The 21,272-nt window shown below is 63.0% G+C and carries 24 protein-coding genes; 12 read left to right on the forward strand and 12 right to left on the reverse strand.

All coding sequences use genetic code 11. The features are described 5' to 3' along the window. Nucleotides 1-144: 144 nt before the first annotated feature. The 3 genes from AC1XDK_RS03255 to AC1XDK_RS03265 all read right to left on the reverse strand — a co-directional run bounded on the left by AC1XDK_RS03255 (nucleotide 145) and on the right by AC1XDK_RS03265 (nucleotide 3,016). Nucleotides 145-2,034 carry a chloride channel protein gene (locus tag AC1XDK_RS03255; protein WP_483348332.1) on the reverse strand — a complete coding sequence of 630 codons (1,890 nt, stop codon included), beginning with the start codon at nucleotides 2,032-2,034 and terminating at the stop codon, nucleotides 145-147. A 71-nt stretch (nucleotides 2,035-2,105) separates the two neighbouring features. Next, a complete protein-coding gene (locus AC1XDK_RS03260) occupies nucleotides 2,106-2,837 on the reverse strand; it encodes a guanosine phosphorylase (RefSeq protein WP_483348333.1) in 732 nt (243 codons plus the stop codon). Nucleotides 2,838-2,869: 32 nt separating this feature from the next. Next, the gene (locus AC1XDK_RS03265) at nucleotides 2,870-3,016 is read right to left on the reverse strand and encodes a hypothetical protein (RefSeq protein ID WP_483348334.1); all 147 of its coding nucleotides are present in this window, start codon (nucleotides 3,014-3,016) and stop codon (nucleotides 2,870-2,872) included. Between AC1XDK_RS03265 and AC1XDK_RS03270 the strand changes: the two genes are divergently transcribed. Next, complete coding sequence (locus AC1XDK_RS03270; RefSeq protein ID WP_483348335.1) at nucleotides 3,016-3,345, forward strand: DUF7509 family protein; 330 nt, start codon at nucleotides 3,016-3,018, stop codon at nucleotides 3,343-3,345. The genes AC1XDK_RS03265 and AC1XDK_RS03270 overlap by 1 nt on opposite strands. A 59-nt stretch (nucleotides 3,346-3,404) precedes the next feature. Next, on the forward strand, nucleotides 3,405-3,545 hold the full coding sequence (locus AC1XDK_RS03275; protein ID WP_483348336.1) for a hypothetical protein: 141 nt from the start codon (nucleotides 3,405-3,407) through the stop codon (nucleotides 3,543-3,545). Nucleotides 3,546-3,556: 11 nt separating this feature from the next. On the opposite strand, the gene AC1XDK_RS03280 is transcribed toward AC1XDK_RS03275, so the two are convergent. Both AC1XDK_RS03280 and AC1XDK_RS03285 read right to left on the reverse strand, forming a co-directional pair. Beyond that, a complete protein-coding gene (locus AC1XDK_RS03280) occupies nucleotides 3,557-4,021 on the reverse strand; it encodes a DUF5812 family protein (protein WP_483348337.1) in 465 nt (154 codons plus the stop codon). A gap of 53 nt (nucleotides 4,022-4,074) precedes the next feature. Continuing rightward, the gene (locus AC1XDK_RS03285; RefSeq protein WP_483348338.1) at nucleotides 4,075-4,593 is read right to left on the reverse strand and encodes a DUF8056 family protein; all 519 of its coding nucleotides are present in this window, start codon (nucleotides 4,591-4,593) and stop codon (nucleotides 4,075-4,077) included. 136 nt (nucleotides 4,594-4,729) lie between these two features. Between AC1XDK_RS03285 and AC1XDK_RS03290 the strand changes: the two genes are divergently transcribed. Both AC1XDK_RS03290 and AC1XDK_RS03295 read left to right on the forward strand, forming a co-directional pair. Further along, nucleotides 4,730-5,329: an NUDIX hydrolase gene (locus AC1XDK_RS03290; RefSeq protein ID WP_483348339.1), complete on the forward strand. Its 600-nt coding sequence runs from the start codon at nucleotides 4,730-4,732 to the stop codon at nucleotides 5,327-5,329. Nucleotides 5,330-5,471: 142 nt separating this feature from the next. Beyond that, complete coding sequence (locus AC1XDK_RS03295) at nucleotides 5,472-5,927, forward strand: GNAT family N-acetyltransferase (protein WP_483348340.1); 456 nt, start codon at nucleotides 5,472-5,474, stop codon at nucleotides 5,925-5,927. 85 nt (nucleotides 5,928-6,012) lie between these two features. Here the strand turns inward: AC1XDK_RS03295 and pdxS are convergent, their stop codons facing one another. Further along, on the reverse strand, nucleotides 6,013-6,921 hold the full coding sequence (pdxS, locus tag AC1XDK_RS03300) for a pyridoxal 5'-phosphate synthase lyase subunit PdxS (RefSeq protein WP_483348341.1): 909 nt from the start codon (nucleotides 6,919-6,921) through the stop codon (nucleotides 6,013-6,015). Between the two features lie 107 nt (nucleotides 6,922-7,028). Between pdxS and AC1XDK_RS03305 the strand changes: the two genes are divergently transcribed. Then, complete coding sequence (locus AC1XDK_RS03305; protein ID WP_483348342.1) at nucleotides 7,029-7,736, forward strand: DUF1405 domain-containing protein; 708 nt, start codon at nucleotides 7,029-7,031, stop codon at nucleotides 7,734-7,736. Between the two features lie 26 nt (nucleotides 7,737-7,762). On the opposite strand, the gene AC1XDK_RS03310 is transcribed toward AC1XDK_RS03305, so the two are convergent. From AC1XDK_RS03310 to AC1XDK_RS03320, 3 genes are all read right to left on the reverse strand, one after another. Next, nucleotides 7,763-8,656, reverse strand: coding sequence for an HFX_2341 family transcriptional regulator (locus AC1XDK_RS03310; protein ID WP_483348343.1), 894 nt, complete (start codon nucleotides 8,654-8,656; stop codon nucleotides 7,763-7,765). A gap of 837 nt (nucleotides 8,657-9,493) precedes the next feature. Continuing rightward, on the reverse strand, nucleotides 9,494-10,963 hold the full coding sequence (locus AC1XDK_RS03315) for a sodium:solute symporter family protein (RefSeq protein WP_483348344.1): 1,470 nt from the start codon (nucleotides 10,961-10,963) through the stop codon (nucleotides 9,494-9,496). Continuing rightward, nucleotides 10,960-11,172 (reverse strand): DUF3311 domain-containing protein, encoded by a 213-nt coding sequence (locus AC1XDK_RS03320; RefSeq protein ID WP_483348345.1) that lies wholly within the window; start codon nucleotides 11,170-11,172, stop codon nucleotides 10,960-10,962. The genes AC1XDK_RS03315 and AC1XDK_RS03320 overlap by 4 nt, the downstream gene beginning before the upstream one ends. A gap of 259 nt (nucleotides 11,173-11,431) precedes the next feature. Here AC1XDK_RS03320 and AC1XDK_RS03325 point away from each other — a divergent pair, with 259 nt between their 5' ends. Together AC1XDK_RS03325 and dnaG are read left to right on the forward strand one after the other, a co-directional pair. Beyond that, a complete protein-coding gene (locus tag AC1XDK_RS03325) occupies nucleotides 11,432-12,157 on the forward strand; it encodes a sugar phosphate isomerase/epimerase family protein (RefSeq protein ID WP_483348346.1) in 726 nt (241 codons plus the stop codon). A 182-nt stretch (nucleotides 12,158-12,339) separates the two neighbouring features. Next, nucleotides 12,340-13,737: a DNA primase DnaG gene (gene dnaG / locus AC1XDK_RS03330; RefSeq protein ID WP_483348909.1), complete on the forward strand. Its 1,398-nt coding sequence runs from the start codon at nucleotides 12,340-12,342 to the stop codon at nucleotides 13,735-13,737. Nucleotides 13,738-13,740: 3 nt separating this feature from the next. Here the strand turns inward: dnaG and AC1XDK_RS03335 are convergent, their stop codons facing one another. Beyond that, nucleotides 13,741-14,157, reverse strand: a complete 417-nt coding sequence (locus AC1XDK_RS03335; protein WP_483348347.1) for a GNAT family N-acetyltransferase — start codon at nucleotides 14,155-14,157, stop codon at nucleotides 13,741-13,743. Continuing rightward, nucleotides 14,154-15,470 (reverse strand): DUF92 domain-containing protein, encoded by a 1,317-nt coding sequence (locus AC1XDK_RS03340; RefSeq protein WP_483348348.1) that lies wholly within the window; start codon nucleotides 15,468-15,470, stop codon nucleotides 14,154-14,156. The genes AC1XDK_RS03335 and AC1XDK_RS03340 overlap by 4 nt, the downstream gene beginning before the upstream one ends. A gap of 87 nt (nucleotides 15,471-15,557) precedes the next feature. On the opposite strand from AC1XDK_RS03340, the gene AC1XDK_RS03345 reads away from it, so the two are divergent. Then, nucleotides 15,558-16,166 (forward strand): undecaprenyl diphosphate synthase family protein, encoded by a 609-nt coding sequence (locus AC1XDK_RS03345; protein ID WP_483348349.1) that lies wholly within the window; start codon nucleotides 15,558-15,560, stop codon nucleotides 16,164-16,166. Nucleotides 16,167-16,292: 126 nt separating this feature from the next. Continuing rightward, nucleotides 16,293-17,666: a hypothetical protein gene (locus tag AC1XDK_RS03350; protein ID WP_483348350.1), complete on the forward strand. Its 1,374-nt coding sequence runs from the start codon at nucleotides 16,293-16,295 to the stop codon at nucleotides 17,664-17,666. 5 nt (nucleotides 17,667-17,671) lie between these two features. On the opposite strand, the gene uppS is transcribed toward AC1XDK_RS03350, so the two are convergent. Next, nucleotides 17,672-18,595, reverse strand: a complete 924-nt coding sequence (gene uppS / locus AC1XDK_RS03355) for a polyprenyl diphosphate synthase (RefSeq protein WP_483348351.1) — start codon at nucleotides 18,593-18,595, stop codon at nucleotides 17,672-17,674. A 126-nt stretch (nucleotides 18,596-18,721) separates the two neighbouring features. On the opposite strand from uppS, the gene AC1XDK_RS03360 reads away from it, so the two are divergent. From AC1XDK_RS03360 to hemA, 3 genes are all read left to right on the forward strand, one after another. Next, a complete protein-coding gene (locus tag AC1XDK_RS03360; RefSeq protein WP_231185499.1) occupies nucleotides 18,722-18,916 on the forward strand; it encodes a cold-shock protein in 195 nt (64 codons plus the stop codon). A 117-nt stretch (nucleotides 18,917-19,033) separates the two neighbouring features. After that, on the forward strand, nucleotides 19,034-19,435 hold the full coding sequence (locus tag AC1XDK_RS03365) for a DUF5778 family protein (protein ID WP_483348352.1): 402 nt from the start codon (nucleotides 19,034-19,036) through the stop codon (nucleotides 19,433-19,435). Between the two features lie 114 nt (nucleotides 19,436-19,549). Beyond that, nucleotides 19,550-20,848 carry a glutamyl-tRNA reductase gene (hemA, locus tag AC1XDK_RS03370; protein ID WP_483348353.1) on the forward strand — a complete coding sequence of 433 codons (1,299 nt, stop codon included), beginning with the start codon at nucleotides 19,550-19,552 and terminating at the stop codon, nucleotides 20,846-20,848. Nucleotides 20,849-21,272 lie beyond the last annotated feature (424 nt).

Genomic DNA, 21,272 nt, shown 5'->3' on the forward strand with positions numbered 1-21,272 from the left:
CGATAACCCACGGGAGCTATCACCCGTGCTTGATTTCGACCGTGAGAGGAAAGGTAATGAACTCAATAACCCCATTTGTGTGTCTATAGCGAGCGAGGGGGGATTTCCCTTTCGATATGCAGACGACCGAAAAAGTGGACGTTCTTAAACGAAAGACGGCATTCGGTCGTACGCATCCAACACGTCACTCCGAGTAACGATACCGACAACGCTCCCGTCTTCGACCGCCGGTAACCGTCCGATATCGAACGATTCCATCTTGTCAACGACGGAAAGCAGGTTCTCGCTCGGTGTCACCGTACACACGTCCCTCGTACACACGTCGGCCACGGTCTGTTCTGCCTCCGGGCGGTCGGTTTCCCCTTCGACCTGACCCGCCATGAACGGTTCGAGGTCGGTGAGCGTGACGATGCCAGCGAGGCGTCCCTCGGAATCCACGACGGGAAAGCCGCCGTGGTTGCTGGTTCGAATCGTCGGAATCGCGTCCTCGACGGACAAATCGGCGGGGAGCGTATCCACGTTCGTCGTCATCACGTCCTTCGCCGTCAGGTCCTCCAAACTGCCGATACGTCGCTCCTGTACCGTTATGCCCCGTTCTCGAAGTTTTTCTATGTAGATGGTACTCCCGTGGAGGAGGCGATTCGAGAGTTCGTTGCCGAGGACGCAGACGAGGAGCAGCGGAAGGATGATGGTGTACTGGCCGGTCAACTCGAAGATGATGAGCGTCGCCGTCAGCGGCGCGCGGGCGGACGTCGCGAAGATGCCACCCATGCCGACGAGGGCGTACGCGCCCGGCCCCGCGGTGGCGGGCACGAAAGCGTGGACGACGGTTCCGTACGCGCCGCCGAGCATCGCACCGATGTAGAGCGACGGCGAGAAGACCCCGCCGGAACTGCCGCTCCCGACGGAGAGCGAGAAACCGACCGCTTTCATCACCGCGAGGACCAATAGCAGTGCGAACCCGAAATTACCGAGGATGCTGTGGCGAATCGTTCCGTACCCCACGCCGAACAGCCACGTCGCGCCGCGAAGCGGGGGAACGCCGAACACGGCCGCCGTGACGAGGGCCGACAAGCCGAGGAGCGCCCCGCCGAGTGCCGGTTTCGTCGTCGAAGGCAGGTCGAGGCGCTCGAAGACGTGTTCGGTGCGGTAGAGCAGTTTCACGATGCCCGCACCCACGACGGCGACGAGCAGACCGAGCACGACGTACAACGGATATTCGACCAACGGCGAGACGAGGTGGTACTGGATGGGTACGAGAAACTCACGGACGCCGGGATTCGGCGTGAAGTCGAGCAACGACCGCGCGACTGCGGTAGCCGTCACGGCGCTCAAAACGACTGCGATGACGTTTTGGAGATAGTACTCGGCGAGCAGGATTTCCAACGAGAACATGACCCCCGCCAACGGCGCGTTGAACGTCCCCGCGATGCCCGCCGCCGCCCCCGCCGCCACTAACGTCCGGGTGTACTTCTGGTCCACGTACCGACCGAAGAAGGACCCCGCCGCGCTCCCGATTTGGACGATGGGCCCTTCACGACCCAGCGACCCGCCGCTGCCGATGGCGATAGAGGAGGCGACCGTCTTGTACACCGAAATCTTCGGGTCGATTTCCCCGCCCCGGACTAAAATCGATTCGAGGACCTTCGGGACGCCGTGGCCCTTCACTTCGGGCGTCGTCAGTTTGATGATGACCCCGACGATGAGGCCACCGATTGCGGGAAAGAAGAGGAATCGAACGGGACCGAGCATCGAGAGCGCCGAGAAGGCGTTCGGAATCGGGACGAGCGCGAACTCGACGCTGCCGGGGTTGAGCGCCGCGCCGTAGAATATCTCTTGGACGACCCAGATGGCGAACCGGAAGAACACCGCGCCGAGTCCGGCGATGATGCCGATAGCTACCGCCAGCACCACCATTCGAAGGTCGCTGTCCGCCGGGAGCGACCGGAGGGACGGCGGGGAGATGGGCGAGCGAACGTCCCCCACTACGGACTCGTCGCTGACCGCCTCGTCGCCCCCTTCCCCTCCACCCATGAATTGCATCACGACGGGGAGTCGCTACACTCTTGTGGTCGGTTTCGCGGACCCTCCACGTCGGTTCGCGCTTACGCTAACGAGACGACGGCGTCGAGCGTGATGCGAATCGCGCGCTCGACGTTGTCCTTCGCCTTCTCGGGCAGTTCGTCGTCCTCGGTGTCGGTTCCCTTCTGCGTGCCCTTCACGAGGTTGCCGTCCACGGTACAGATGGCTCCCGAGCGCATGCCCTTGCGTCGCGCGACGGAGAAGACGGCCGCCGCTTCCATCTCGACGGAGAGGATGTTCGCTTCCTCCCACGACCGGACGTACTCGTCGGTTTCCGCGTAGAAGGCGTCGTCGGACGCGATGGGGCCGACGTGGACGTCCTCGTCGTTGTTCTGGGCCGAATCGACCAGCGCCGAGAGGACGTGATAGTCCGGCACCGCCGGATACGTGTCCTTCTCGTAGCGTCGGGTCGTCCCCTCGTCCTTCGCCGCGCCCGTGGCGACGACCATGTCGCCGATTTCGATGTCCTCCTGGAGCGCACCGGTCGTCCCGACGCGGATGACGGTGTCGACGCCGACGGCGTGCATCTCCTCGATGGCGATGGTCGCGGACGGACAACCGATTCCGGTCGAACAGATGGTCAGCGGGGTGCCCTCGTACTCCGCGTTGACGACCTTGTATTCGCGGTTCTCGGAGACGACCTCCGAGGAGTCACACTGCGCCGCGATTCGGTCCACGCGCCCCGGGTCGCCGGGAATCAGCGCGATGTCGTTCAGGTCGCCCTCGTCAACGAGCAGGTGCGGTTGCATTGCCATGGGCGAGGGGTTTTGGGGTGAGGTAGAAAAGATTAGCTGTAGCGAGTCAGGATGTCGGTTTCTTCGCGAATGAGTTCACCGATGCCGTGTTTCATCACTGCTTTCCCGAGCGACGTCGCCACGTAGTACGAATACAGGCCGTCAGCACCGCGCTCCTTTCGTTTCCGGTTCGCTACCAATGGACGCCGGAGCTCAAAGTCTCGAATTTGCACGCGTTAGCGACGTCGTGCTGTTTATCGTTCCGAATCGTGGGGAGAATCTCGGCGTCGGTATCGAAGTCGGAGCGGTACTCGAAGACATGAGTGAAAAACAGCGCGAACGGGAGTTATTCCTGCACGAAAAAGGGATGAGCAGTGCGATGGTCGGTGCTATCGGCGACCGCTGGGACGCCACCGTTCGAACGTATGAGGACGAATCGGGACTACTCGATGAAACGCGCCTCTTCATCCGCGACGTGATGAGAAAGGAAGGCAACGGTGAGTTGGAACGGTTTTCGAAATCCGGGTGATTTCATCCCGCTGTCCTCGACACATACTGTTATTATTCGTGAATGAAAAGGGAGATTCGATGTCCCACTGCCCCGACTGCGGCGACGAAGTGGAGAACCTGCTGAAAGGAAACGTGACCGCCCGTCACACGTTCAGCGCGGCGACCGTCTGGGAGTGCCCGCACTGTGACGCGATTCTGGGCGTGAGCGACAACGGATAGCCGAAGAGGTTCTACGGCAGGTACCGAACGCTCACGGTTCCGTCCTCGGATCGGATTTCCACCCGGTTCACGCCGAGCCGAGCCGCGCGCGAAAGGGTTCCCTCGTCTTCGAGGACGTCGGCGACGGCATCTTCGGTTTCCTCCGACGGAACCGACAGGACGTGAATCTCGCCGATTCCGGCGCGTTCGGTGCGTTCCACGTCGCCGACGTCCTGTTCGGTGGCGACGTCCCGCTCGTGGCTCGTCGGCGGTTCGTCGCTCTCGTGAACCGTGAGGGGTCGCCGTTCGTCGATTTCGACGACGGACCACGTCACTTCCATCGGGGGTTCGGGTTCGACCGTCGCCTCGACGGCGTCGTTCGCCTCGACGCCGGGGTTGCTCGACAGGGTGTGTACCTGTCCGTCGTGAACGTCCTTCAACACCGCCGAGTCGTCTTCGGCGTGGGTGACGAGGAACGTGCTCGTCTTTTCGGTCATGGCCGGGAGTATGTCGCGGTGCCTTTTCCGGGTTGCGCTCCGGTCCGGGTCCGCTACCGCAAAAACCGATGGAGGGCGAAGATGAATAACGCCGCAACGATGGGCGGGAGGAGCCCCGACAACTGCGGAAGCGAGTAGAGGAAACTTCCGAGCGTATCGGCGTTCGCCGACTGGTACTGCGACGGAACGGAGATAACGACGCCGACGTACAGCGAAATCAAAAAGAGGACGCCGGAGAGCGCGAGGAGGGTATCGTATTTCGCATCTTCCCCTTCGTCGCGTCGGTGCCGGCGAGCCACGAACAGGACGGGCGCGAACAGCGGGCCGAGGACGAAGAGCGCGATGACGCCGAGGAAAGCGTTCGACGTCGTCTCCAACGCGGAGTGACCGAGCGTGAGGTAGAACCACCGCACTAATGCGAGGACGAAGGTGAACGCGAGAATCACCCCGAGAACGAAGCTCAGGAGGACGTACAACCGGAAAACGAGCGAGTCGGAGACGCGGAAACTGTAACGGAACGCGCCAAGCAACCCGGAGTAGTCCTCCTCTCCGGCGGTAGCGGCGTCGGTCATTGGGCGATACTCGAACTCGCGCGAAGGTAAATGGCGCGACTTCCGGTCGGTAGAACGCCACGAATTCGGTCGGAGCACGAGTTCGTCTCGAACGATTTCCGAAGAACGTTTGAAACGGATGGTTCTCTATAGCGGTATGAGCACTGACAACGCCGCCAACCCGGCGGGTGGAACCGCGGAGAACGCCGAGACGGAAGAACGCCACAAGAACTCCCGCCAGAACGTCGTGGCCGTGGACGGCGACGACAACGAAGTGGACATCGTGAACCGACTCGACGCCCACATGGGCGACGGCGTTCGCCACCGAGCGTTCACCGCGCTCATCTTCGACGAGGACGACAACATCCTCCTCGCACAGCGGTCCCCGACGAAGCGCCTCTGGGACACCTACTGGGACGGCACCGTCGCGTCCCACCCCGAACCCGGCCAGTCCCAAGAGGAGGCCACACGGCAGCGTCTCGAAGAGGAACTCGGCGTCTCGCCCGACCAGTACGACGACCTGCGCGTGACGGACAAGTTCGAGTACAAGCGCTACTACCCGCAGGAGGGCGTCGAACACGAGGTCTGTTCCGTCCTCAAACTCACCCTGAAGGACAAATCGCTCGACCCCGTCGAGGAGGAAGTCGGCGGCGTGATGTGGGTTCCCTACGAGCGCCTGCACGAGAACCCGCGCTGGTACCGTCAACTGCGCCTCTGCCCGTGGTTCGAAATCGCCATGCGCCGCGACTTCGAGTAAGCGTCCGGTTCCCCAACCGTCGATTTTTCGGTGCGTCTTCTCGCCGTCAACGGTGCCGACGGGGAAGCCGTCGGGCAGTCGTGCTAACAGCCCCCAACGTATCAAAAGAGAATTATTTCGGCACGGGAAACCGGTGTGACGAATGAGTCGCGTTCGAAACCTCACGCCCGACGATGCCCGCGAACTGACCGAACTGTACGAGGAGTACGAGTGGTGGGAGGACCGGAGCGTGGAGGGTGTTCGAAGCGCGCTCTCGGAAACGGAAGTCGCCGTCGGCGTCGAGTGCGAGACGACCGAATCCCGTGACGGTGACCTCGTGGCCGCCGCGCGGGTGTTGACCGACTTCACGTACTACGCGAACGTCTTCGATGTCATCGTCGCCGCCGACCGCCGCGGCGAAGGATTCGGCAAAGTCCTCATGGAAGCGGTCGTCGACCATCCCGACCTCCAGAGCGTCGTCGGCCTCTCCCTGCTCTGCCGTCGCGGACTGGTGCCGTACTACGAGTCGGTCGGCTTCGAGCTATTCGACCCGGAGATGGAGATTCCGGAGGGCGGCGTCGAAACGTTAGTTCGGATGACCTACGCGCAAACCGACTGACGGACACGAACCGCCTGACGCGGTCGTCACTCGTTCCGAATTGAAATCGGGGAGAACGCGGCGAGAACGTGCGTCAGTGCGTCGCTCAGTTTCCGCGGCCTTGCATCTTCTCTTCTTCGGGAAGGTCCACGTTGGCCTCGCCCTTCATGCCCGCGCCGATGTCCTTGCTGATGTCGGCGAGGCGCTCCGGGTCGTCCCAGTTGTTCGTCGCCTCGACGATGGCGTTCGCCATGACGGGCGGGCTTTCCGCACCGAAGATACCCGAGCCGACGAAGATGCCGTCACAGCCGTGGTGCATCATCAGCGCCGCGTCGGCGGGCGTCGCGATGCCGCCCGCTGCGAAGTTGACGACGGGCAGTCGTCCCGCCTCGGCCGTCTCGTGGACGAGTTCCGCGGGTGCTTCGAGTTCGCGGGCGAGCATCTCGCGCTCCTCGTAGGTCTTGCCCTGAAGCTCACGAATCGCGCCCTTGATGGTCCGCTGGTGGTGGACGGCTTGGTTCACGTCGCCCGTTCCGGCCTCGCCCTTGGTTCGAATCATCGCCGCGCCCTCGTTGATGCGGCGGAGCGCCTCGCCGAGGTTGCGCGCGCCGCAGACGAACGGCGAGGTGAACTCGCGCTTGTCGATGTGGTACTTCTCGTCCGCCGGTGTGAGCACCTCGGACTCGTCTATCATGTCCACGCCGATAGATTCGAGGATTTGGGCCTCCGTCGTGTGACCGATTCGCGCCTTTCCCATCACCGGAATCGACACTTCGTCGATTATCTCCTCGACGTCGGCGGGGTCGGCCATTCGCGCCACGCCGCCGCGCTTTCGGATGTCCGCCGGGACGGCTTCGAGCGCCATGACGGCGACCGCACCCGCGTCCTCCGCGATGCGGGCCTGTTCGGGGTTCACGACGTCCATGATGACGCCGCCTTTCTGCATGCGGGCGAAGCCGCGCTTGACCAGTTCCGTGCCGCGCTTCAGTTCCTCGATGTCGGTTGGCTCTGCCATGTATGGCCTTAGCGAAGGGGAGGGTTAAGACGTACCGATTGCGGAACGGCAAACCCGTCGCCACGCCAACCGAAGCCTCTTTGCCCCGACAATTCCTCGCCGTGGATATGACGACCCTCCCGCCGCTCGAAGACCTACCGTGGTACGTCGCACCACTCCCGCAATGGCTGGAGGATTTCGGGTTGCGAATGGCGTGGCCCATCGTGATAATCAACCTCGTCGGGACCGCGTTCGGGTTCTGGTACTACGGCTTTCACCCGTTTTCGGACCCGATAATCACGTGGCAGTTCGCCATCGAACCGGCTTCGATGTGGGTTTTCGTCCCCGACAGTCCGATGGCGACGCTGTTCATCGCGCTCTCGCTCGCCCTGTGGAAACTCGGGCGGAACAACGAGTGGGTGAACATGTTCGCCTTCTTCGGCTGTATCCAACTCGGCCTGTGGACGCCGTTCGTGCTGGCCGCGTTCTTCTCGGGCTTCATCGGCGTCGGCTGGCCGATGTACGCCTTCCTGTTCTGTAGCCACCTCGCCATGGTCGTGGAGGCGTTCCTCATCCACCGCTACAGCGACTTCCCCGTGGGTGCCATCTTCGTCGCCGTCGTCTGGTACGGCTTCAACGACATCGTGGACTACTTCGTTCCCATCGTCGGAACGCCCCACCACACTGGCCTTCCCGCCCAAGAAATCGTCGCCGCCGGATACACCCATCCCTCGCCCGCCCACGGAATCGCGGCCGCCGGTGCGGTAACCATCACCCTACTGGCGACGTTTTTAGCGCTCACGACGCGGGTGGCAAAGTTGGAGACGAGTCGGTAGGTAGACACGAAACTCCGGACCAGTGCCTACGCGTCCCCGTTCGTGTGCGACCGCACCCACAGTTCTCCGATTCGTGAGAGTCGGGTGCGGTAGGATTTGCCCTCCTCTTCCTGTTCGATGTAGCCCTTCCCGCCGGGGCCGAGTCGGTCGACGTTGTAGATGACCTTCGACCGGAAGCTGTCGGTGTACTCCTCGTTCAGGTCGCGGGCCAAGGTGTGAGCGAGTTCGCTCACGCTCTCGAACTGGCCGTGGTCGCCGAGCGTGAACAGGATGAGTTCCTCGAACGGCTTGACGTTCGAAAACGAGGCGACGGGGAGTTCCACGATGTGCCCCGTCCCGACGCGCTTCGCGCCGATGGTCGTTCCCCGCTCGTCGAACTCCGAGAGCAGGTCCCGGGCGCGTTCGAGGTGCGTCTCGATTCGCTCCTCGTCCACCTCGCCGTTCAACACGGATTCGAGGAGGTCGGTCTCCTCGCGCAACTCCTCGGCGAGTTCCGTCTCCAGATACTTCTCGGGGGCGGTGTAGTAGGTGTGAATCTTCTCGCGGTCCTCCTGCCGTTCCACCATGATGGAGTGGGCCGCGGTGGCGAACGCGAAACTGACCGTCCGGGGCATGGCGCTGATGTTGACCCACACCTCGCCTCCGGCGTCGAGTTCGGCGTTGATGCGGTCGTAGGCCTGCTCGAACGCGGTGTCGTAGTCGTACACGTCCTCGATGACGACGCGCTCGGTTTCCGCGCCGAGGAGGTTCTCGAAGTCCTTGCCCAGCTTTCGGGAGAGGTTGCGGGAGTACTCGACGTTGGCCTCGCTCCCCACCGCACCCTCCAAGAGGATGACGCGGTCCACGTCGAGTTGGTCGCGCACGAGGGGCGCGATGAGCCGGTCGTAGTCGAAGCCGACCGGGACGATGTGCGTTTGCATGGACGGAAATTCTCACGAAACGGGTTTAAAGCCGTCGTCAACGGATTTGGCGACTCCGTGGGAGATATTTCGAAATCGATACCCGCTCGCTACGAACGGACGATGGTTTGGTGTGGCTGCAATGACTGAATTAACGTCCCAGAAAGCCCCGCCATGCTCACGGTTATTCAGCGGCATCTCGATTCAGTGCAAACCGCACACCTCATCGAGAGGGGGCGCTGAAGCAACCACGCAAGCGCAAGCAGGCGGCCCCTTTCAATCCACCCAGACACAGCTACCGCGAGATCCACCACCTCCCCAGCCGATTGCGCTCCTCACTTCGTTGCGGTGCTCATCCCTCGCATGATAATCAGCAGGCCAGAGGCCTGCTGACGCACGCGCCAGAATGGAAATACCAGTTTCGTGTCCCCGCCTTGTCGCTGTGGCGCGCGCTGGCGAGACGGCGAGGACAGTACGTCAGAGCCGTTCTCGTTGAAGCGTGCGAGGTCTTCGTGAGTGACGAAGAAACGAACGAATGGTTCGTCAGAGCAAAGCTCTGACGGTGGATGAGCGAAGCGAATCGGTTGGGGAGGGTGTGGCCGTGCAGTGCTGTGCTGTCATGGTGGGACTGAAAGGGGCCGTCCGGTCGCGCTTGCGTGGTTGCTGTGCGGGCCACTATTCTGGCCGTGCGTTGTGGAGCGGCCAGAATATCTCGCACCAGCAACCGCGAGCGGTCGGGGGCTTTCTGGAAGTTCAAAACCCCGCGATCGTTGTCCGTGTGGAGATCAAAACGAGTGAAACGTTCAGAGACGGGTGTAACGAGACTAGCCGGTTTACATCGACCAAAACCACCAGATGCTAGTCGGCGTGGAGGTCGAAGTAGAGGTCTCGCTCTTCGGTCGGCGCGGGCGAGGTCAGCACCGACCCCGAAACGGTCAGCACGAGTCCGATGACCATCCCGACGACGGAGGCCAACCACCCGCCGTAGGTGTCCGGCACGAACGGCAGGAACACGCTGGCGAGGTAGAAGACCTGACTGCCGACGATGCCGACGAACATGCCCGTTCGCGTCACGCGCTTCCAGTAGAGAGCGACGATGACGGGGAGCGCGAGTTGGGCGAACCCGCCGAATGCGGTCGAACCGATGGTCGTGATGGTGCCGGGGGTGTACAGGCTTGCGACGAACGCGGCGATTGCGAAGACGGCGACGCCGATGCGTCCGAGGGTGTCCTCCCAACCGTCGCTCGCGTCCGGATTGACGAACGGGCGGTAGAGGTCGCGGGTGAAGTACGACGACCCGGAGAGGAGCATGGAATCGCTCGAAGACATCATGGCGGCCATCGCGCCGGCGATGACCAGCGCGGCGAACCACGCGGGTGCGTACTCGGAGAGCACGATGGGAAGGACGTTGCCGTTCTCGGGCACGTCGATGGGGAGGCCGCGCGCCCATGCGCCGAGCATGAACGCCGGGACGAACAGCAGGACGACGAGGACGGGCCAGAGCGAGAACGTGCGCTTCAGGACTTTCTTCGAGCGAGCGACGAAGAAACGCTGGTTGACCTGCGGGAACATCGCCACGCCGAAGGCGATGCCGATGGCCTGTGAGAGCATCCACTGCGGGGAGTACGGGACACCGCCGAGCGAGAGGAATCCGGGGTTCGATTCGGCCATCCCCGCGGTTGCGGCACTCATGCCGCCGAACTCGGCCAGCGCCCAGAGCGTGGCGGCCCAGACCATGACGAGCATGAACGCGCCCTGTAGCGTGTCGGTCCACGCGATGCCGCGCATCCCCGAGAGGACGACGTAGGCGATGATGAACACGGTGACGAGACCCGCACCCACGGCGTAGGAGATGTCGCCGCCGGTCAGCGCTTCGAGCGCGGTTCCGGCCCCGACTTGCTGGAGCATCACGTAGGGGAACAGCCAGAAGAGGCTGATTCCGGCGACGAGGCCGCGCAGCGCGGGCGACCCGAATCTGTCGCCGAGCATCTCGCCGAGCGTTACGTAGCCGTGTTCGCGCCCGAGGAGCCACTGCTTGTAGCCGACGACGTACCAGAGCACCGCGAACAGCACACCGTCCATCAGCCCCATGACGAGAATCCACTCCGGACCGGACCCGTAGGCGACGTTCGGGCCGCCGAAGAACGTGAACGCGGACAACAGGGTCGCAAACGTTGTGAACAGCAGGACGACGGTTCCGAAGGTTCGACTGGCGAGGTAGTAGTCCTCCGCGCTCCGGTCCGTCAGCCGATACGCGAGGAGGCCGACGAGCAGCGAGAGGACGAGATAGCCGCCGATGACGCCCAACTGGAGCGCCGTATCGCTCATGCTCCCTCCTCGATGCCGATGCCCCACGCACGGTTTGCAAACGCCCTGAACACGAGTGACACGACGACCATCCAACCGATGTGCCACCAGAGCCAGACCGGCAGGCCGTAGACGACTTGCCCGTCACCCCAGAGGAACCACGGGACGGTGAAGACGATGAGTACCGCGAAAACGACGGTCCAACCGATTCGTCCGATATCGCTAATCATTATCCGAACGTATGAACGAACGGTGATAAGGGTTGCCAAAGTTTTTCGTACACCTCTTTCGAAGAGAAATACTCTTCGAAAGGGGGTATCGCACCGCTCCAGTCGATGAGTGAGCGATGGTAGAGCGATGGTTGAGCAATGGTCGAGGGAGGGTCGGAAAGCCGGGGAAAGGAACGAATAGAGACGGAACCGGATGGCAAACACGTCAGGGGAGCCGGGAGAACAATCACTAAATCCGTCGACGTTCCACGTAGAAACCATGACGCGAACCGCGATTCAACTGTACACGCTCCGCGAACTGAACGAACCGCTCCCCGACCTGCTCGCACGCGTCGGCGAGGCCGGATTCGACGGCGTTGAGTTCGCGGGACTGGGCGATGCCGACCCGGAGGATGTCACCGACGCGCTCGACGATGCGGGATTGGAGGTCGCCGCCGCCCACGTTCCCATCGGCGAGTTGGAGGACGACCCCGGACTGGTCGCACGCGAGTACCACCGGCTCGGATGCGAGTGGATCGTCGTCCCCTACCTCGACGCCGCACACTTCGAGAGCACGGAAGCGGCGACCCGGACGGCCCGCCGATTGGACGAACTCGCGGTACGGGTGGAGGGCCACAGCACCTCGCTCGGCTATCACAACCACGACCACGAGTTCGCGTCCGTAAACGGGGAAACCGGCTTCGATGTCTTCTGCTCGGAATCCGAAGTTGAAATCGAACTCGACGTCGGGTGGGCCGTCGCCGCGGGTCAGGACCCGACCGCCCTCCTGCGGTCGCTCGGGGACCGCGTTCCGCTCGTCCACATGAAAGACACGCGCCACGGGGAACCGGTCGAACTCGGCGACGGCGACGTCGACTTGACGGCCTGTGCGAACGCGGCGAAGGAAATCGGAGCGGATTGGTTGATTTACGAACACGACAACCCCGAGGACCCGTTGGCGTCGCTCGCACACGGCGGAGAACACCTCCGAGAATTGAATCGGTAGGAACGGACAATTCACCGTGTGTCGACGAGGATGGATTTATCGCAAAAATTGTCGTGAAATCACCGGACTGAACCCCCGTGACGACAGGTATTTGGGCGTTGGAGCGCCAAATTGAGACGTATCCATGGCGACGCTCATGGACGCATCACAATCACGCCCTCCACGAGGGCAGTTCATCACTCATGGACGATACAGCGAAATACCTCATTCACGCAGACATTACCGCCGACGGGGTGGTAGAACGCAGTGACGTCGTCGGGGCAATCTTCGGCCAAACCGAAGGTCTCCTCGGCGACGACCTCGATTTACGCGACCTCCAACAGTCATCCAAAGTCGGTCGAATCGACGTTCACGTCGAAAGCCAACACGGCCAGTCGTTCGGCACCATTACCATCGCGAGCAGTCTCGACAAGGTCGAGACGGCGATTTTAGCGGCCTCGCTCGAGACCATCGAACGCGTCGGCCCCTGTCGCGCCAGCGTCAGCATCGCCAACATCGAAGACGTTCGCGCCGCGAAACGCCGCGAAGTCGTGGACCGAGCGAAGGACCTGCTCACCTCCTCGTTCGACGACAGCGTGATGACCAGCCAGGAGATTCTGGACGAAGTTCGCCAGAGCGTCCGCATCGAGGACATCACCGAATACGAAGGCTTCCCGGCTGGACCGAACGTCACCGACAGCGACGCCATCATCGTCGTGGAGGGGCGCTCCGACGTGTTGACGCTCCTCCGATACGGCGTCAAGAACGCCATCGCGGTGGAGGGGACGAACGTCCCCGACACCGTCGCGGACCTCACGCAGGCGCGAACCACTACTGCCTTTCTCGACGCCGACCGCGGTGGCGACCTGATTCTGAAGGAACTCGACCAGGTGGGCGACATCGACTACGTCGCAATCGCGCCGCGCGGGAAGTCCGTCGAGGACCTCTCCCGCGACGAAGTGATGGCCTCACTGCGGGGGAAACGGCGGTTCGACCGGTTCGAAACGGACGATACGGTGATGGCCGCGACCGACGGCAGCACGTTCCCCGCACCCGAAACCGACGAGACCGTGGTGCAACCGATGGAACCCTCCATCGAGACGGAGGACGACGAAGACGCCGAAAGCGACGCCGCGGTCGAACGCGGGAGCGAAACGCAAGCCGAACGCGAAATCGAAACCGAAGCCGAAACCGACAGCGAGGGTGACGGAGACGAACCCGGCGTGTCGGACGACGACGAACCCGACGACCGCGACCCGAAATCGGCCTCGGAACGCGAAGCGAAATCCGAGGCTGAACGCGAACCGATGACGCTCCGAGGCCACACGAAGGCGGTCGTCGACGGGCACTCCGATACCGTGCGACTGCTAGACGACGACTTCGGGATTCTGGCCGACGCACCGGCCGCCGAAACGTTTGCGACCATTGCGGAGGCGGACCCCGTGCCGCACGCGGTCGTCATCGACGGCGTCCTGAGTCAGCGAATCCTCGACGTGTCCGCCCAGCGCGGCGTCGAACAGATAATCGCCCGCGAGGAGGGCGAGTTCGTGAAAAAGCCGACGACGGTTCGTATCATCACCGCAGACCAACTGCTGCACTAGGAGTCACAACCGCTTTTCGAACAGCAGTCCGTCCCCGCCGTCAGCGTAGTACTCCGGTTCTCGACCACGGCGTTCGAATCCCAGCGACTCGTACAGCGACTGTGCGGCCTCGTTCTCTTCGTGAACCGTCAATGAAGCGCTGGAACACCCGTTGTCGCGGGCCATATCCAGCGTCGCGCCGACAAGTCGCGTCGCCCGACCCTCCTCTCTGTGAGTCGGTTGCACCACGAGTTCGGCGATGTAGGCGTCGGTCGCGACCATCGTGAGAACGTAGCCGACGGGAACGCCGTCAGCCGTCGAAACGAGAACCGACCCCTCCTCGGAGATGGCCGTTTCGAGGAGCCCCGGCGTGGGTTCGGGGAGCCAATTTCGAATCCGTTGCAGGCGGGCGAGGTCGTCCGCCGTCGCGGGTCGAATCACGCTGCCAGACCCACTACCAACGCGAGTCCGGCACCGAGGAAGGCCCCCGAAAGAGTGGCGAGGAAGTTGACGCTCTGGTTGCCCAGTCCTTCCCCCTCCACCGTCGCGCCGAGGAGGCTATCGACCGTCATGCCGCCGATACCCGCCAACGCGATGACGGCACCGCCGACCGTCCCGATGGAACCGAACAGCGTGAGCGCGATGAGCGCGACGATGGTCGAACCGAGCGCACCGGCCACCTCGCCCTGCCACGTCACGCCGCCGTCGGTGCCGGGGTCGACCGGTTGCCACGTCGTGATGAGTCGCGGATTGTCGAAGACGCCGCCGATTTCGCTCGACAGTGTATCGCTCATGGCGGCGGCGATGCTCCCCGCGAAGGCGTAGAGGAAGACGCTCTCGGCGACGGGGAGTCGGTCGCTGGCGGCGAACGCGAGGACCGCGACTAACGCCACTGCGGCGTTTCCGAGGACGTTCCCGCCGCCGCGTGCGCCCTCGTTCGCCTCCGCGACGCCGTTCTTTCGCTTCTGTTCGTATCTGAACTTCGTGGAAAGCCCGCCCAGCGCGAAAAAGGAGATGAGGACAGCGAACCACGGATAGCCGCCGAGAACGATGGTGAGGAGCGCGAGGAGGATGCCGGTGAGCATCCCGGTCACGGACGCCGTATCGAGCGCCCACGAGACGTAGCCGAACCCGACCGTGATGGCGATAGCGAGGACGATGTCGAGTTCCGTCACGGTCATCGTGAGGTCGGTGAAGAGCCACAACAGGAGGGCGACCGAAAACATGACGAGCGGGTCGTCGCGCTCGAAGAGGACGGAGCGAAGGAGTCCCGCCAACAGCGCGCCGCTCGCGGCGAGGAAGACTATTTCGGGAACCACCGGTTCCACGGGACTCCCTTGGACGCTTCGAACGATGATTTGGGCGAGGGTGGCGGCGAAGAACCCACCGACTGTGAATCCGGCCGTCGCGGTGATGGTCGCGTCGCTTCGGATTCGGACGACCTGTTCGGTCAGGTTCCCGTAGGCGAGGAGGCAGACGGCGGCGACGAAAACGCTCGTCGGTAAATCGACGAGCATGACGAGCATGGCGAGGCCGGCAGTCCCAAAGGAGAACGCGGCGAGGCCGCGGAGTCGTCCTTCGCTCCGGTCGCTCGGCCGTGCGAAGAGGTCAAACAGCGGGCCGTCGTCGATGACGAGCGCGACCGCACCCACCGCGGCGAACAGCGCCGCCACGCCCGCCACCAGCACCGAGGCGGCGAGGGACAGCGTCGCGACTGCCGCGAACGCCGCCGCCCGCCGAATGCTCGTAGTCACGAGTTTCGTTTTCGCGGACGGGCACTTAATCTTCTCGAAGGTCGCAGGGCGTGATGTTTAAGCGTCGATAGCGGCAACCCCATCGCAGTGGGACTTTACGACCAGTACCTCACGGCCCGCGTCCGGCGACACGACGCCGACCCGCCGAGTCACATCGCCGTCGTCATCACGGAACGCGACCTGTTGGAGCAGGGAGCATACGAGACGCTCGAATCGTTCTTCCAGTGGGCGTTCGACTACGGCGCGGAGCGCATCACCGTCTACGTGAGCGTGCTGGATTCCGGCGCGGTTCCGACCCTCCAGCGCGAACTGGAGAACGTTCGTGCGCCTCGAACCATCGCCGTTCGCGGTCCCGACGACCTCACGCCCGTCGACGCGCCGATTCAGGTGAGCATCGGCCTCGGCGGCAAACACGAGTTCGCCGAGGCGGTGCGCGCTGTCGCGGAGGACGTCGAGGCGGGGTCGGTCGCCGCGGACGACATCGACGAGGCGGAAATCGAATCGCGACTCGTCTTCCCGACGGACCCGGACCTCGTCATCAAGACCGGCGCGGAACGCCTCTCGGACTTCATGATTTGGCAGTCGGTGTACTCCGAACTGTACTTCACCGACGTGAACTGGCGCGATTTCCGCAAGCGGGACTACCTTCGTGGGATTCTCGATTACAAGAATCGACAGCGCCGGTTCGGGCGGTAGGGCCAGCCATCCACCGAAGCGCGTTCGGTTTCGGCGTGGAAAGGTTCCCTTATATTTTCGGCACTCACTGTTGCATCCGTTACATCCCCCATTCTCAAATAGAAGACGACGGTCACAGCGAGTGGGATGGGAACGCCGAGCGACGGGACCACGAGACGGGCGTATCTCGGAGCGACCGGTGTCGCGCTGGCGACGATGGTCGCGGGCTGTGGCGGGAAGTCCGCCCCGAGCAAGGAGTCGGTCGTCGGTCCGTATCGCGACCGGTTCGAGGAGGTCATCGACGTCGGTGAGTTGGACGTGGACGACACGGGAACCGAAACGGTCGATTCGGCGGTGAACAAGTCGATACGCGACGGGGCGCTGCTCTACTTCCCGCCGGGGACGTACCGACTCTCGAAACTCGACCTTTCGGGGCGTTCGAACTGCGGGTTCGTCGGCAACGACGCCACGCTGCTCGTTCCACCGGAAGAACAGGGGAACTGGATTTACGGGGAACCGGTCCGGAACATCCTGTTCGACGGGTTCACGTTCGATTACACGGACCCCACGGCGACTCCCGTCGTCGCGTTCTCCGTCACGGGGAAGGAAAACGTTCTCCGGGACATCGAGTTCGAAGGGCACCACGGGACGACCCCGCGGAGCGGTCTCGAACTCGAAGTTCCCAGGCGGTCCGCGTCGCTCCTCGTAGAGCGCGTTCGCATGCGAGGGGGGTCCACGAAAGGGAACGGGATTTTCACCCACAGCGGCGAGGGCTCGCTGCAATTCGTCGATTGTCGGGTCGAACACTGGGCCGAGGGGCTGTATGCGTCCCCGCATTCAGGGCCGCTGTTGGTCCGCGGCGGCACGTATGCGAACAACGGCATCGACCAGATACGAATCGGCGGGGGGACGAGCGGCGCGCGGGTGGAAAACGCGACCGCACGGGTCGATAACCCACGAAACGCCGCGGCGAAGCCGAACATGCGGGGAATCTGGTTGGAGGAGGGAACCAACGCCGTGGTCGATAACTGCACCGTCGAGATAACGGATTTGACCGGGACGTACAGCTCCGGGGGCATCGTCGTCGAAAAGCAGTTCGGGACCGCGCGAATCGCGAACACGACGGTCCAGACCAACTGCAGCGTCCCGGCCATCAGCATTCGCGTTCCGACCACCGAATACGACCCGTCCACGATGCCGAGCATGGACCACCTCCCGTCGAACCACGACGTCACCTGCGAGAACGTCTCGATTTACGGTGCCGCCTCGGACGGAACCGCCGTCCTGCTCACCGGGCGGGACGGATGTCGGTTTTCGAATATCAGCGTCCAACATTACTTCGGCAACCGCGACGGAATCACCATCGAGAACGGCCGCGGGGCGGAGATACACGACGCTCACCTCCGAGTGAGTGGCACCCCGATAGTCACGTCCGGTCCGACGCCGGTGACGAGGAACGTCGAGACGGGTGGAATCGGTTCGCTGTCACGACTGAGCGACTCGCTGTTGGATTCGATTTAGAAAAATCACTTCGTCGACTGTCGTTCGTCGCCGCCCTCTACCTCCTCTACCGTCGCGCCGTCAGGAACGTACTCCGCGAACTTCTGCAGGATGGAGCGCGCTTCGTCCAACTCCACGCCGCCGACGGCACGGACGAGCGCGAGCGCGCGCTGCACTTTTGCCTGTCGAAACGACTGTTCGCGGGATTCGTAGGTGCGGACTGCGCGCAGGAAGTCGATTTTTGAGAATTCGGGCCAGTACGGCGTACAGAAGAACACGGCGGCCTCGTTGCCGTTCGCGTGCCACGGGAGGAAGTTGCTCGTTCGTTCGTCGCCGCCGGTTCGGATGATGAGGTCCACGTCGCGGAGCGGGCGGGCGTACAGCCGCGACTCGATGGTTTCGACGGAGACGTCCTCCGGGTCCAACTCGTCCGATTCGACTTCGCGGGCGACGTCGCGGGCCGCACGTAGGAGTTCGTTCCGGCCACCGTAGGCAAGTGCGATGTTGAGGACGAAGTTGTCGTGGTCGTTCGTTCGACTCTCCGCGTACTCGATGGCCTCCCTGACGCGCAGCGGGAGCTGTGCCACGTCCCCGATGGCGCGGATGCAAACGCCGCTTTCGTGGACGCGTTCCGCGTCGGCGAACTCGTACAGTTTGTTTTCGAGCAGGTCGAACAACGATTCGCGTTCGTGTTCGGGGCGTTCGAAGTTCTCGGTGGAGAAAGTGTACAGCGTCAGTTCCTCGACACCGATTTCGTCGCACCAGTCGAGAACGCGTTCGGTCGTTTTCGCGCCTTCGCGGTGGCCGTCGGAGGCCTTCTCGCCCTGTTTGCTGGCGTAGCGCCGGTTTCCGTCCTGAATTACCGCGACGTGTGCGGGCGCACCCGAAACGCTTCGCCGTAACTGCCGTTCGTAGGCCGTCTCCAGTTGCCGCCGAACCCACCTCAACATCGTCTTGTTCCTTCCAACTCACCCGACGAGTATCAGCCTTGTCCTCCGACAATCGTGTCAATTGATAACAACCGTCATTTGGAGTTGCATACCTTTTTAAGTATGGAATTACTCTTGTAGAATGCAATGGCGAAAGGTACGGTTGACTTCTTCAACGACACCGGCGGCTACGGATTTATAGAGACTGACGATGCAGACGAAGACGTGTTCTTCCACATGGAAGACGTCGGTGGCCCGGACCTCGAGGAAGGGCAGGAAGTCGAATTCGACATCGAACAGGCAGACAAAGGACCACGCGCGACAAACGTCCAGCGCCTGTAAACAGCATCAGTAGTAACTGATTCTCGCGGGAGTTCACGCTGCCGCGCGAAACCATCAATTTTCGAGCCGCGACGATAACCGTAGGTCGTATAACGGCAGCCACGCCTATCGGTACGTATGGACAGCGTCATCGACGACGACCTCTACGAGCGCACGAAGCGACTGCTCGAACCGGGAGACATCGAACTCAACGGAGCCATCGTCCGCACCGACCTCGGGAGCGACGAGGACATCGAGATGCACCAAGCATCGGTGGATATCGGCGACGTCATCGCGGAACACGCGGGCCACGACCCGCGCGATACCTACGTCTATTCCGGAAGCGACGATACGGACTTCGCGTCGAACCAACACCAAGGACTGACGCTCACCGACGAGGAGTTCGTTTGGGAATGCCAACAACTGCTTCGGGACGGGACGTTCGACATCGTGTTCTACTACGAAGCAAACGCCGATCAGGACGCGATAGTGGACGACATCCGCGACCTCGGCTTCGACGTGACGGGCGTCGAAGGGTGACACGCACGAGGGAAGTTAGAAGGCTTTACGTACGCGCCTTCCCAATCACGGCATAAGAACGTCCGGAGTGTTTCGTATGAACTGTGTATCTTCTATTCACCGGAGGCAGGACCTGTGACGCCGAGTACCGGTGTCATCTCGGGGATTCGAATCTCCCACGAGCGAGCCAGTCTCGACGACGTGGCGGCCGCCTGCCACACCGACGAGCGAGAGACGGTCGCACGACTCGCCGGGGAGCGGGAAGTCTCGGAAGCGTTCGTGTTACAGACGTGTAACCGCTTCGAGGCCTACGTCGTCACGGATGCACCGGCGACGGGACGGACGGTTCTCGCCGACTTCGTCCCCGACGCGAACGACTCGGCGGTCGTCGAGATGAGCCACGAGGAGAGCCTTCGACACCTCCTCCGCGTCGCCGCGGGGTTGGAGTCGCTCGTCCTCGGCGAGGACCAGATAATCGGCCAAGTACGCGACGCCTACACGTCGGCTCAAACCGTCGGTGCGGTCGGGCCGATGCTTGAAGAGGCGCTCACGAAGGCGATTCACGTCGGCGAGCGCGCGCGCACCGAGACGGCCATCAACGAGGGCGTCGTCTCCGTCGGCAGCGCCGCCGTGACGCTCGCGGACGACCACTGGGAGTTGGACGGCGCGACGGCGCTCGTCATCGGTGCCGGGGAGATGGGCACCATCGCGGCCCACGCGTTCTCCAACGCGGGCGTCGAGACGCTCATCGTCGCCAACCGCTCCATCGAACGCGCGGAAACCGTCGCGGACGCTGTGAGCTTGCTCGACAGTCGCGCCGTCGGTTTGGACGCGCTCCCGGCCTGTCTGCCACGTGCGGACGTCGTCATCACCGCTACCGGAAGCGACGGGCACGTCCTCGACGCGACCCTCCTCGACGACTGCGGTGAACTGTTGGTAGTGGACATCGCCCAACCGCGAGACGTCTCGCCCGCCGTCTCCGCGCTCGATGGAATCGTCGTTCACGACATGGGTGCGCTCGAATCGGTGACGGACGAGACCCGCGCGCGGCGGCGCGCCGCCGCCGAATCAGTCGAGGCGATGGTGGACCGCGAGTTCGAGAACCTGCTCGAACAGTACAAGCGAAAGCGGGCCGACGAAGTCATCGCCGGGATGTACGCCGGGGCGGAACAGGTCAAAGAGCGCGAACTGCAAACGGCGCTGTCGCGCCTCGAATCGGAGGACTTCGACGAGGAACAGCGCGCCATCGTGGAATCGCTGGCCGACGCGCTGGTGTCCCAACTCCTCGCGCCGCCGACCAAGAGCCTCCGCGACGCCGCCGCGAACGACGACTGGACGACCATCAACACCGCGCTCCAACTCTTCGACCCCGAGTTCCGCGACGAACCGCCCGCGTTCGTCGCCGAACACCTCGAATCGACGGCGGACGACTGAGGACTGGAGCAGATTTTCACGACCGCTGAAAGCCAACAGAGGTTCTCTTCGAATCGGAAGACGACACAGCCACCGGGACAGCAACCGACACAACCACCGAGACAGCAACCGACACAACCACCGAGACAGCAACCGACACAACCAACAAAAATCAGCCAGTAACACGACCGCCAGTCGCTAGCGTTTCACCGAAAGACTGACTGTCTTTCGAGCCATCACAATCGCGCCGCGATTGTGAGACACCGGAAAATCGAAGATTTTCCGGGCCAAGGAATCCCCGAAGTCTTGCTGAACGAAGTGGAGCAAGGCACGGAAGACCTCTGGTCTTCCGGAGGCGCGTCGAAGACGCGCCCGAGCGGGATGACGCCGTGCTTTTGGTCCAGCTTTTACAGGGAGACGGTTCGGCGCGGGTCGATTCGACCCG

The sequence above is a fragment of the Haladaptatus sp. HS23 genome (genome assembly GCF_056892285.1).